10 protein-coding genes, 1 tRNA gene and 1 pseudogene are annotated in these 12,163 nt (G+C 59.1%); 7 read left to right on the top strand and 5 right to left on the bottom strand.

Features of this window, described 5'->3' with window-relative positions:
* Positions 1-25 precede the first annotated feature (25 nt).
* Both OHD58_RS04670 and OHD58_RS04665 read left to right on the top strand, forming a co-directional pair.
* On the top strand, positions 26-823 hold the full coding sequence (locus OHD58_RS04670) for a ParA family protein (RefSeq protein ID WP_263801895.1): 798 nt from the start codon (positions 26-28) through the stop codon (positions 821-823).
* Positions 824-855: 32 nt separating this feature from the next.
* Positions 856-1,731, top strand: coding sequence for a ParB/RepB/Spo0J family partition protein (locus OHD58_RS04665; protein ID WP_263801894.1), 876 nt, complete (start codon positions 856-858; stop codon positions 1,729-1,731).
* Between the two features lie 22 nt (positions 1,732-1,753).
* On the opposite strand, the gene holA is transcribed toward OHD58_RS04665, so the two are convergent.
* Positions 1,754-2,797 carry a DNA polymerase III subunit delta gene (gene holA / locus OHD58_RS04660; protein WP_263801893.1) on the bottom strand — a complete coding sequence of 348 codons (1,044 nt, stop codon included), beginning with the start codon at positions 2,795-2,797 and terminating at the stop codon, positions 1,754-1,756.
* A gap of 92 nt (positions 2,798-2,889) precedes the next feature.
* Between holA and OHD58_RS04655 the strand changes: the two genes are divergently transcribed.
* Positions 2,890-3,597 (top strand): HAD family hydrolase, encoded by a 708-nt coding sequence (locus tag OHD58_RS04655; protein ID WP_263801892.1) that lies wholly within the window; start codon positions 2,890-2,892, stop codon positions 3,595-3,597.
* A gap of 100 nt (positions 3,598-3,697) precedes the next feature.
* On the opposite strand, the gene OHD58_RS04650 is transcribed toward OHD58_RS04655, so the two are convergent.
* Positions 3,698-3,772 (bottom strand) — tRNA-Gly (locus tag OHD58_RS04650).
* Between the two features lie 214 nt (positions 3,773-3,986).
* Between OHD58_RS04650 and OHD58_RS04645 the strand changes: the two are divergent.
* From OHD58_RS04645 to OHD58_RS04630, 4 genes and pseudogenes are all read left to right on the top strand, one after another.
* A pseudogene (locus OHD58_RS04645) lies at positions 3,987-4,483 on the top strand (prolyl-tRNA synthetase associated domain-containing protein).
* A 63-nt stretch (positions 4,484-4,546) separates the two neighbouring features.
* The gene (gene trxA / locus OHD58_RS04640) at positions 4,547-5,548 is read left to right on the top strand and encodes a thioredoxin (protein WP_263801891.1); all 1,002 of its coding nucleotides are present in this window, start codon (positions 4,547-4,549) and stop codon (positions 5,546-5,548) included.
* 58 nt (positions 5,549-5,606) lie between these two features.
* Complete coding sequence (locus OHD58_RS04635) at positions 5,607-6,278, top strand: LON peptidase substrate-binding domain-containing protein (RefSeq protein WP_263801890.1); 672 nt, start codon at positions 5,607-5,609, stop codon at positions 6,276-6,278.
* 29 nt (positions 6,279-6,307) lie between these two features.
* Complete coding sequence (locus OHD58_RS04630; protein ID WP_263801889.1) at positions 6,308-6,529, top strand: Trm112 family protein; 222 nt, start codon at positions 6,308-6,310, stop codon at positions 6,527-6,529.
* A gap of 54 nt (positions 6,530-6,583) precedes the next feature.
* Here the strand turns inward: OHD58_RS04630 and OHD58_RS04625 are convergent, their stop codons facing one another.
* The 3 genes from OHD58_RS04625 to OHD58_RS04615 are packed head-to-tail and all read right to left on the bottom strand — an operon-like array spanning position 6,584 to position 12,154.
* Entirely contained in the window at positions 6,584-9,952 is a 3,369-nt protein-coding gene (locus OHD58_RS04625; RefSeq protein WP_263801888.1) for an error-prone DNA polymerase, read from the bottom strand.
* Positions 9,949-11,409: a Y-family DNA polymerase gene (locus tag OHD58_RS04620; RefSeq protein WP_263802695.1), complete on the bottom strand. Its 1,461-nt coding sequence runs from the start codon at positions 11,407-11,409 to the stop codon at positions 9,949-9,951. Before OHD58_RS04620 ends, OHD58_RS04625 begins: the two co-directional genes overlap by 4 nt.
* Positions 11,351-12,154, bottom strand: coding sequence for an ImuA family protein (locus OHD58_RS04615; RefSeq protein WP_263801887.1), 804 nt, complete (start codon positions 12,152-12,154; stop codon positions 11,351-11,353). The genes OHD58_RS04620 and OHD58_RS04615 overlap by 59 nt, the downstream gene beginning before the upstream one ends.
* Positions 12,155-12,163: the final 9 nt, after the last annotated feature.

The raw sequence follows: 12,163 nt of genomic DNA, 5'->3' as shown, positions 1-12,163 counted from the left end.
GCGCAATTTGCGCGAGCAGTCAGACATGAAGCACGGCCCCCGCATTATCACAGTCGCCAACCAGAAAGGCGGAGTTGGGAAAACCACCACCGCCATCAATCTGGCGACGGCGCTTGCCGCTATCGGCGAGCGTGTTTTGATCGTCGATCTGGACCCGCAAGGGAATGCCAGCACCGGGCTTGGGATAGACAGGCAGGACCGCACCGTATCTTCTTATGATGTTTTGACCGGTGCTCTTACGATCGGTGCCGCTGCGATACCGACGGCGGTGCCCGGATTGTCGATCGTCCCATCGACACTCGACCTCCTCGGCATCGAGATGGAGATCGCCAATGCACCGGATCGGGTGCTGCGGCTTCGCAATGCGCTCAGTCACAATACTGCGGAAGAGACAGGCTTTTCTTACGTGCTCATCGATTGCCCGCCTTCGCTGAACCTCCTGACGCTTAATTCCATGGCTGCGGCCGACTCGGTTCTTGTGCCGCTCCAGTGCGAGTTCTTCGCGCTGGAGGGTCTCAGTCAACTGCTGGCAACCGTCGAGCAGGTGCGGCGGTCTATTAACCCTTCGCTAACCATACAGGGCATTGTGCTGACCATGTTTGACAGGCGAAACAACCTCGCCAATCAGGTCGTGGAAGATGTTCGCGCTCATATGGGAGAAAAGGTCTACGACACGATCATCCCCCGCAATGTGCGCGTGTCTGAGGCGCCATCGCATGGCAAGCCTGCGATCCTGTACGATCTAGCCTGCGCCGGCAGCCAGGCCTATCTGCAGCTTGCTTCCGAAGTAATCCGCCGCGAGCGCCGTCTGCAGGCGGCGTAAACGATTCGATAGCGTAATGATCTGGGCAAACCATGAGTGACGACCTGTCAAAAAAACGGCTTGGCCGCGGCCTCGCGGCGTTGATCGGCGAGATGGACAGACCGGCCGAACCCGACCGGCAGCCGGCAAGCGCGGATGGTCGCGTGCCGCTCGAATTTGTGACGCCCAATCCGCGAAACCCACGCCGAAGTTTTGCGGACAGCGATCTAACCGACCTGGCGCAGTCCATCCGTGAACATGGAATAGTGCAGCCTGTCGTCGTCCGGCCCGCTGGAAAGGCCGGCCATTATGAGATCATAGCCGGCGAACGCCGTTGGCGGGCGGCGCAACGCGCCGGGCTTACCGAATTGCCGGTCATAATTCGTGACGTCGACGACCGCGCGGCCCTGGAGCTGGCGATCATCGAAAACGTCCAGCGGGCCGATTTAAATCCTGTTGAAGAAGCGATGGGATACCAGCAGCTGATGGACGAGCATCACTATACCCAAGCCGATCTGGGCCAAGTGATCGGCAAAAGCCGCAGCCATGTGGCGAACACGCTGCGGCTATTGAAACTGCCAGAGGTGATACGGGACATGCTGGTGAGCGGCGCGCTGTCGGCCGGTCATGCCCGTGCTCTCGTCTCGGCCGAAGAACCGGCAGGACTAGCCAAGCGGATTGTCGAGGAAGGCTTGTCGGTTCGCCAGGCCGAGGCGCTGGCGCAACTTCCTGCCACGGAGCAGACCAAGCCTAAGCAAACGTCGACGCCAGCCGAGAAAGACCCCGACACTTTGGCGCTGGAGAAGGCCCTGTCGGATGTGACTGGCTTGCGCGTGGCCATCAGCCACCGCGACAAAGGCGGGGAGCTAAAAATCGCTTATCGCACGCTCGAGCAGCTCGATGAGCTTTGTCGCAGGCTGAAACATTAATCTATAGCCGACTAAGATTTATCTAGTTCCGGCTTCGCCGCCTGGCGCTTTCGACGGTGATCGCCAGCAGGGCCTGCCGGGCTATTGCTTCCGCGAGATCGGATTTTCGACGGGCCTGCAGCACCGCTGACTGGAGAGAGGCGAGTGCGCGGGCGATGCTGTCTCCATTCCAACTGGCGAGTGCATTTTCGACGGTCTTGCGCCGTGTGAAGAACACCGGGGGCCTCGCCGATGCGACGACGGAAGCCGGGCTGCGTCCATCGTTATCCATCGTGCCCCGCATCAGTTGCAGCGCTTGGAACTGTCGTAATGCTGAGCCCAGCACCTGACTGGCTGCCTGGCCGCCACCCAGACGGGCGAATGCAACATCGAAGTCGACAATCTTGCCTTCGAGTGTTGCATCGATGACATCGTCGACCGACAGGCTAGCCACATCGCCAATCATCAACCTCACGTCGTCCAATGTGATCTGCTTTTGGCCGGATGCGTAAAGCGAGAGCTTTTCCAATTCGCCGCGTGACGCAAGCCGGTCGCCCCCGAGGCTTCGCTTGAGCAATTGCCTCGCGTCCAAAGCAATGGAAAGCCCCGACTTCTGAAGCTCTTCGTCGATCAGGCCATCGACGCTTCGGCTTTCATCTGCGTAGCACGGCAGTGCCATTGCATGTTCGGATGCTTCGACGGCGGCGCGAAGCGCGGAGCCTTTTTTCAGGTCGCCGGCTTCAATCAGGATGATGGCATCGCGAGGCGGCTGCTGCCCGAGCGCCTTCACATCCTCTGCAAGCGCCTTCTGCGCGCCGGCATTCCGCACCCAGATCAGGCGGCGATCCGCAAACATCGGTACCGTCCTCGCCTCGTCGATCAAGCGTCCAGGCGTCTGTTCAATTTCCACGGCATCGAGGCGAACAACCGAAAAAGGGTCGTCCGAGGAAAGGCCGGTCGATGCGGCAACCTTGCGCGCTCGCTCCGACACGAGACCGCGATCCGGGCCGTAGAACAGCAGGATCAATTTCTGCAGGTCGCGCCGGGCAAGCCACGCATCGACCTCATGCGCCTTTTTCTGAGCCATGACGTTCGCTAACATAATATCCAGGCGCGATGAATCGGTATCTTCGCACTTAAGGACTGTTCGCCGATCGGGTCATATCATTGAGAGAGAAAATGTCGCTTGGGCTCCTGCTATCAACGATCGGTTTCGACGCCGACGATACGCTCTGGCAGAACGAGCATTTCTACAGGCTGACCGAGCGCCGCTTTGCAGAGTTGCTGGCCAATTATGCCGACGGGCAGCATCTCTCCGACAGGCTGCTGGAGGCAGAGAAGCGAAACCTCCAGATCTATGGTTTCGGCATCAAGGGCTTTACGCTTTCGATGATCGAAACCGCCATCGAACTCACCGAAGGTCGCGTGCCGGCCGCGATCATCGGCGATATTCTCGCTGCCGGCCGGGAAATGCTCGGCCATCCAGTTGAGACCTTGCCTCACGTTCGCGAAACGCTCGAACAGCTGGCAGGTGTCTACCGCCTGGTGCTGATCACCAAGGGTGATCTTTTCGATCAGGAGAGGAAATTGGCTCAATCCCAACTGGGAAATCTGTTCGATGCCGTTGAAATCGTCAGTGACAAGAATGTTTCCACCTACGAACGGATATTCGAGCGCCATGGGGAAGGGCCGGGCCGCAGCATGATGGTGGGAAACTCACTGAAATCCGACATCGTGCCGGCGATACAGGCAGGGAGCTGGGGCATTTATGTGCCGCATGATCTCACCTGGGTTCTGGAACATGTCGAGGAACCGGTGAACGAACCGCGTTTCAGGCGGCTCAATCACCTCGGAGAGCTGATTGGCCTTCTTGAAAAACTTCAGTGAACGGCATGCGATCGGCTCAAGCTTACGTCGAGCCGACGCAAAGGGGAGAGCCTTGAAACGAAAAAACCGCGGAGAACCGCGGCTTTTCTGAGAAGAAAACTGGAGCGGGTGAAGCGATTCGAACGCTCGACCCCAACCTTGGCAAGGTTGTGCTCTACCCCTGAGCTACACCCGCTCGCGCGGCCTTCAGCCGCAAGCCGCGCCTATATGGCCGAAGAGCGCAGCGAATGCAACAGGGGAATGGAGACATTTTGGCGCGTTCCGGAAGCCGGCCGTCGGCATGGGGTGGATGCCTCATTTGAGGATGTGGATAGCACTGAAAGGCATGAACGCTCTTGTTCGCAGCGAAGGTTGGAAATAGATCGACCTTCAAAGGAGCACGCGAACCGATGCCGAAATCAACAGATGAACTGCTGGCTTTTCTGAAGGGACTGGGATCAGTGTAACCACTGTCATCCATCCGCCACTCTTCACTGTGGCCGATTCACAGGCATTGCGCGGTGAAATCCCGGGTGGGCATACCAAGAATCTTTTCCTGAAGGACAAGAAGAACAACTATTTCCTGGTGACGGTTGGCGAGGACGCGATTGTCGATCTGAAGTCCATCCATCACAAGATCGGCGCTGCCGGCCGTGTGTCGTTTGGCAGGCCGGAAGCGCTGCTCGATCTTCTGGGAGTTACTCCAGGGGCGGTTACGGTGTTCGGAGCCATCAACGACACGCACAACCAGGTGAAGATCGTTGTCGACAGCACGCTGCTGGAGCATTCGGTGATCAATGCGCACCCATTGACCAACACTGCAACTACATCGATCGATGCAAACGATCTCCTAAGATTTCTGCGGGCGACAGGGCACGAACCTGCTATCTTGAAAGTATCGGAATGATCGCCACATGGGAGGCGACGGGCCCGTACGTGGGATCGAAGTCATGCGACCGAAAGGGCTGAAATGAGCAAACAGGACAATCCCTACGGTGGTGCCGGCCAATATTCCGCTACCAGTGTGCAATTTGGCGCGGGTGAGGATAATGGCTTAAATGAAGGCGGGTCCGGTGTCGGGCTTGGCACTTCTTCTACAGCCGATCTCATCAAAGATACGACAACCGCCACTTTCGCACAGGATGTCATTCAGGAATCGCGCAAGCAGCCGGTGCTTGTCGACTTTTGGGCGCCATGGTGCGGCCCATGCAAGCAACTGACGCCAGCGCTGGAAAAAACCGTCCGCGCAGCCGGCGGGCGCGTAAAGCTGGTCAAGATGAATATCGACGATCATCCCTCGATTGCAGGTCAGTTGGGTATCCAATCGATACCAGCCGTTATTGCTTTCAAGAACGGACAGCCGGTTGACGGTTTTATGGGCGCAGTTCCCGAAAGCCAGATTCGCGACTTCATCCAGAAGGTTGCCGGCAAAGACGATGGCCAGGCGGGAGTTGCCGACGCCTTGACGGCGGCTACACAGGCCCGAGCCGCTGGTGACATGCAGACGGCTGTCGAAATCTATTCGGCAGTGCTTCAGGAAGCACCCGAGACTATCGATGCAATCGCCGGATTTGCCGACCTGCTTTTCGAAGCGGGTGATGCAGCCGCGGCCGAAGACGTTCTGGCCGGTGCGCCTGAAGACAAGAAGGATGCTCCGCAGCTTGCCGCTGTCCGTGCAAAAATGGTGCTGGCAAAGCAGGCCGAAGAACTGGGAAACCCAGTGGAATTCGAACGGCGCCTGGAAGCCGACCCCAGGGACCACCAGGCCCGCTTTGACTTGGCGATGATCCAGAATGCGCAGGGGAAACGCACTGAAGCGGCAGACAATCTGTTGGCGATCGTGAAGGCCGATCGCACCTGGAACGATGATGGTGCACGCGCCCAGCTTCTTAAGTTCTTCGAAGCATGGGGGATGACTGACGAGGCAACGCTGGCAGCCAGGCGGAAACTCTCGTCGGTGCTCTTTTCGTAAACCGCGGCGTGATGCCGATAGATTTTGATCGGAAGCACGCACGGTAAAGGAGGCTAGCGTGCAAGCGGGCAATGCTCATTATCGACAGGGTTCGGACCTCCCGACGGTTGTCGCGGTTTTTCCCTTGTCGGCTGCGCTGCTTTTGCCCGGCGGCCGCATGCCGCTCAACATTTTCGAGCCGCGTTATCTGCAGATGATCGACGAGGCAATGAAAGGACCGAGGCTCGTCGGCATGATCCAGCCCAGCCTCGATGGCGCACAGCGCGAGGATGGGGAACCCGAGCTTTGCCAGGTCGGCTGCCTCGGCCGGATCACCTCTATGGCGGAAACGGGTGACGGGCGCTATTTGATTGCGCTGCAAGGTGTCTGCCGGTTTCGAGTCGCTTCGGAACTGTCGGTCAAAACACCTTTTCGCCAGTGCCGCGTCATGCCCTTCGCTGCCGATCTTCGCGAGGAGCAGGGCGCCGACGAAATCAACCGCCCCGCTCTTTTGAAAACGTTTCGCGCCTATCTTGAAGCCAACAGCCTCGATGCTGATTGGGAAAGCGTAAGCCGCGCCGAAAATGCCATGCTGGTCAATGCGCTGTCGATGATGGCTCCTTATGGAGCAGCCGAAAAGCAGGCCTTGCTAGAAGCTCCTGACCTCAAGACACGCGCGGAGACGCTGATCGCGATTACCGAAATGGCGTTGGCGCGCGAGCAGGACGATTTTGGCGCAAGCCTCCAATAGAATAAGAGCCGGGTAAAGGAGGATGGAAGATGGCCGAACTGGCACGCGATGCGAAGATCGACACGAAGCTTCTCGAACTGCTTGCCTGCCCGCTTACCAAAGGTCCGCTTGTCTGGGATCCTGTCGCTTCCGAACTGATCTCGAAAGTCGCCAAACTCGCTTATCCGGTTCGAGACGGAATCCCGATCATGCTGCCTTCCGAGGCAAGGCAGATTGTTTCCAAGGATGATGTCAGACCAGCTTCCGGCTGAACCTTCCGGTCGTTATCAGACGAAAACCGCGGGGCCCCCAAATCCCTCCGACATTCAGTGAAAATTCCGGCCTTTTGGCATGACCTTCTCGGCTTTCTCCGAAAATTCTTCGTAATTTTCAGCCGGATTCTGGAATTCGGGTTCCCGATTCAGCAATTTCGACCGCGATTCGCTCCTTTTCAGAATATTCTGCCGGACGGTGTTAACCTTGGTTTCAGGTTTCACGTTGCCTGGTGCTTCCTCGCTCAGTTCACCGAGCCAGGAGGAGAGGTCTTCGATCCTTTCGGCGACGATATGGATGACATCCGATTCGGACTGCAGGCGACCGTGAACACGTACGAAGCGGGAGCCCATTATCACCGAGCGGTAGCGATCGAAAACCCTCAGCCAAACGATGACATTGGCGACGGCTTCTTCGTCTTCGAGCGTCAGGAAGATTGCATTTCCCGTACCTGGACGCTGCCGCACCAGGACAAGTCCGGCAACCGAGACGCGGCGGCCATCCGGTACCGCGATGAGACGGGCATTCGGCACTACGCCTGATTGATCAAGCCGATGGCGCAGGAAAGAAACCGGGTGCGCCTTGAGCGAAAGCCCGAGCGATTGGTAATCGTGGATGACATGTTGGCCGAGCGGCATGATCGGCAATTTGGTCTCCGGCTCATGTTCGATCAGCCGCAGGTTCGGCTGATCGAACAGTGGTAAGCGCTCGGCGGCGCGGTTTCTGTCGAGGGCGCGAACGGCCCAAAGTGCATCGCGGCGGTTGAGGCCAATCGATCGGAAGGCATCGGCCTGTGCCAGCCGCTCGATCTCGCTGACGTCGAGACCCGAGCGTAGCCAGACATCCCTGACTGATTCATAGCCGCTGCCACGGCGGGTGACAAAGTCGGCCATCCGCTCCTCGGAAAGCCCCTTGATCTGGCGAAAGCCGAGTCGAACGGCATGTTGTGTGCGGATTATCCCTTTCATTTCGGCATGGCGGTCGATGATGCGCGCGGGATCGAATGCGGCGGCCTCCAGGTGGCAGTCCCATTGCGAATGATTGACATCGACCGCGAGGATTCCGACGCCATGATCCTGCGCGTCGCGGACAAGCTGAGCCGGCTGATAAAAACCCATCGGCTGGGAGTTGAGGATCGCTGCGCAGAAGACATCCGGATAATAGGTCTTGAACCAACAGGAGGCGTAGACGAGAAGGCCGAAAGCGGCGGCGTGGCTTTCCGGGAAACCATATTCGCCGAAACCCTCGATCTGTTTGAAGCAGCGCTCGGCGAATTCCTGCGGATAATTTTTCGAGACCATGCCGTCGATCATCTTCTTGCGGTAGTTCCCGATCGTGCCGGTGCGCCTGAAGGTGGCCATCGCGCGGCGCAGTTCATCGGCCTCTCCAGGCTTGAAACCGCCTGCGACGATGGCGATTTTCATCGCCTGCTCCTGGAACAGCGGCACACCCAAAGTTTTGTGCAAAATCTCCTTTAGTTCTTCGGTATAATATTCCACCGGTTCCTTACCTTGCCTTCGCCGCAGATAGGGATGCACCATATTACCCTGTATCGGGCCGGGCCTGACGATCGCCACTTCGATGACGAGATCGTAAAATGTCCTGGGCTTCAATCGCGGCAGCATCGACATCTGCGCGCGGGATTCAATCTGGAAGACACCGAGCGTATCGGCGCGGCAGATCATGTCGTAGACGTTTTTGTCTTCCGGCTTGATGGTGGCGAGTTCGACGGGACGACCGTGGTCGTCCAGAACATCGTAGTGCTTGTGCAGAAGCTCGAAAGCGCGCCGCAGGCAGGACAGCATGCCGAGCGCCAGTATATCGACCTTCAGAATCTTGACCGCATCGAGATCGTCCTTGTCCCATTCGACCATTTTTCGGTCGTCCATCGCGGTCTTGATGATGGGAACGATCTCGTCCAGCCGGTCCTTGGTGATGACGAAGCCGCCGACATGCTGGGAAAGGTGGCGAGGAAATCCCATGATGTCGTTGGCGAGATCAATGACATGTTTTGCCCAAGGGTCGGCGCCGTTGAGCCCACCGGCATCGGCTTCCTTCTTGCCGAGTTCGGACGAAGACCAGCCCCAGATCGAGCCGGACAGGGCGCTTCGTACATCATCCGACAGCCCCATCGCCTTGGCGACCTCGCGCAGGGCTGAACGTCCACGATAGCTGATGACGGCAGCCGCCAGAGAGGTGTGTTTCTCGCTGTATTTTTTATAGATGTAATCCATGACGGGTTTGCGTTTTTCATGCTCGAAGTCAACATCGATATCAGGGGGCTCGTCGCGCTCCCTGGAGATGAAACGTTCGAAGAGCGTGTCAATCATGTCGGGCCCGACATCGGTGATACGAAGGCAATAACAGATGATGGAATTGGCGGCGGAGCCGCGGCCCTGGCAGAGGATTTCCTGCGAGCGGGCGAATTTGATGATGTCGTGGACTGTCAGGAAATAGCGGGCGTAGTTGAGTTCGCGAACGGTTTCGAGTTCGTGACGAATGATCTTCTCGACCTTGGCAGGCACGCCATCCGGAAAGCGGAGTTTCGCTCCTTCCCAGGTCAGCCGTTCCAATTCTTCCTGTGGTCCAAGTCCTGATTCTGTCGGCTCGTCCGGATAATTGTAATGCAGATCACTCAACGAAAATTTGAGGGTTTCCGCGAAACGTAAAGTCTCTGCGATTGCTCCAGGGTGGCGGCGGAAAAGCCTGGTCATCTCGGCGCGGGGCTTCAGGAAGCGTTCGGCATTCCTGGTCAGTTCCAGGCCGACTTGCGCGACCGGTTTGTTCAGTCGGATCGCCGTCAGCACGTCCTGGAGCGGGCGGCGGTCGGGCATATGATAAAGCACGTCGTTTACGGCCATCAACGGAAGCCCGGCAATCCTTGCCATTCCGGTCGCTTGTTCCAGACGGAAGCGGTCGTTTCCCGTGTAGTTCGGGGACAAGGCTAGCCAGACAGCGTCGCCGAAGCGGTTTCTCAAGGCATGCAGGAATTCCAGGCTGTCGCCCGGCGGGGCATCCATATCCGGGATGACCGCAAGGGACAGAAGATCACCCCACTCGAACAGATCGCAGCGGTAAAGAATCGGGGCACCCTTTTCGCTTTCATCGCGCATGTTGGCTTGTGTCAGCATGCGGCAGAGATGTCCCCATCCCTTGCGGTTTCGGGGATAGGCGAGCACATCCGGCGTGCCGTCGGCAAAGACCAGCCTGCTGCCGGGATGATAAGGAAGCTTTTCCACCTTCGCCTGCTGCCAGGCCCTCACCACGCCGGCGACGGTGTTGCGGTCGGTAAGACCGATTGCGGAGAGGCCGAGCATCTTGGCGGCAACGACCAATTCTTCGGGCTTGGACGCGGCGCGAAGGAATGAAAAATTAGATTGCACGGCGAACTCGGCATAGGGAGCGGAAGCGTCAGTTTTCATGCGAAGATCCCATGCATGAACCAGCGGGGTGTGTCTTGTGATGCGCCGTAAAGCCCTTGCCGGTAGAGCCAGTAGCGGCGGCCATCGCCGTCCTCGACGCGGAAATAATCACGTGTCGGGGCATCTTTTCCCTCGAGCCACCATTCCGGAGCAATGCGTTCGGGCCCCTCGGACCGAGTAACCTTGTGGATGACGCGCCGCCAGCGGAAGTAGATCGGCGGTCCCTCCGGTATTTCCGCTGCGGCAACCTCAACCGGCTCTGGATGACGAAAGAGGCGGAACGGACGCTCCGGTCTCGAAAGGTCCCAAGGGGCGACCTGCCTGCCCTTTGCCAAATCACCTTTTCCAGGCGCTTCCGCAAAAGGCACCATGATAATCGACCGTTCCGGAATGTGGCTCTCGACCGGGACAGGCTTCATCACGGCCTGCTCGCCGAGCCGGGCTCGGACGCGGTCGGCAAAAATTGCAAGCGCTTCACCAGCGTGGCCGACATCGCCGTCGAGGTCGGTCTGTTGCATGTCGAAATGCGCGACCGCGAGCGCGGAGAGGCGGACAAGCTCGAATCCATATCCCGCATCGATGTCGCTCTCGACGGCGGTGAGTTTTTCCTGGAACAGGCGCCCGATCAGGGACGGTTCGCGCAACGGCCGCGAGGTACCGATCACGATCCGGCAGACGGCGCCGTCGACCCGAAAAAGCGCCAGTTGCAGAACGCGGGCGCCCTCGCCGCGCCGCTCGAGATCCTTTTTCAAGGTTGCCGCGAGCAGCGGTGTCAGGGTCTTTATATCCTCGGTCTGCATGATTGGCTCGGCGAATTGCCGCTCGACGGAAAGCGCCGGCACCGGCAGGCGCGGCGAGATCGCCTCTTCAATTCGGCCGAGCGCCTGATCGAGGCGCAGCAGAAGCTGTTTACCGAAGCGACGTGCAAGCGGAGCGCGGGGCGCCGACATGACTGCGCCCGCCGTGCGCAGGCCAACGCTTTCGAGACCGATGCGAACCGCCGGCTCGATACGCAAGGCGGAAAGCGGCAAGGGCGCCAGAAGCTCTTCCTCCTTGCCCGGCTCGACAATGCCGGCTCCGAGAAAACGGGCGGCCGCCCATGCCGCGCCGGCTGTCGAAGCAAGGCCGGCCCTTGTGTGAAATCCTTGCCCGAAAAGTCGGACGAGGAGATCGTCCAGCATCTGCCTTTCGCCACGGTAAAGGTGGGCGCAGCCGGTGATATCCAGAAACAGCCCGTCAGCCCCCTCGATCGCCACCAATGGCGTGTACCGATCGCACCAGTCGGCAAGGCTTTCGAGCAGGCTGCGATCCACTGCCGGCTCCGCTTCGACGACCTCGACCGACGGATACATGGCGCGGGCATCGGCAATGCCCATGCCACGCTTCAACCGAAGTGCTTCAGCCTGCTCGTCGAGTGCGGCGATGCGCTGGGTGTTGTTTTCCCGATGGCTGATGATCAGCGGGGATCGCCGGCCTGACGGGCTTGAACGCCACGATCTCCCCAGCCGTTGGCGCAAGATCCGATCCGAGGAAAGGTGCGGAAACCACAGGGCGAGAATTCTCTGGCCGTCTTTCCTGAAATGCGCGTTCATGAGGGTTCCACTCCAATATGAATTCTCCAGGCAAGGCGGTGCGGCTCTTGCCGATCGTCACGGTGAAAGCCGGCTGACCGATCGTGCCGGCGAGCGGGCCAGCCAGGGTGTTGCGGGGGCTAGCCGGGGCGGCCGAAACGATCAGCCGCACAGGCGCGGCGGTCGGTTCTGCGTGAGCAGCTTGCCGAAGCAGAAAGATCGGCCTGCCTGCCAGCAGACCGCGACGATGCAACCGGCGCGTGGCGGTTAGATCAAGACGATTGGGATTACCGTCGAGCTCCAGGAAAACCGCTGAGAGCTCCCTCAGCTTCGCGGCTTCCTCGGCGATCCAGAGGGCATCGAGAAGTTTCGATGCCTGTGCGACGAGAAGCTCATCCGGAGAAAACCCCGAAAATCCCGAGAGGCCGGGAGCGTGGGGAAAGCCCATCTCGGCAAAAGCCTGACTGGTTCCAATCCAGAGAATTGGACCCCGGAGACTTTTCCCCTGAGCTTCATTGCCACGTAGGACCAGTCCGGCCATGGCCCAGGCAAAACCAGCCACCGCGCCACCATCGCGCAGTTCGCCGCCATGAATCTCGATCAAGCCGGCGGCAGGCAGGCCACCGCCCAAGGCAAAGTC

The organism is Mesorhizobium sp. ZC-5 (assembly GCF_025753855.1).
In the GTDB taxonomy this organism is placed as follows: Bacteria; Pseudomonadota; Alphaproteobacteria; order Rhizobiales; family Rhizobiaceae; genus Neomesorhizobium.
Note: the sequence above shows the minus strand (reverse complement) of the source record. Positions and strands in the feature narration are given on the sequence as shown.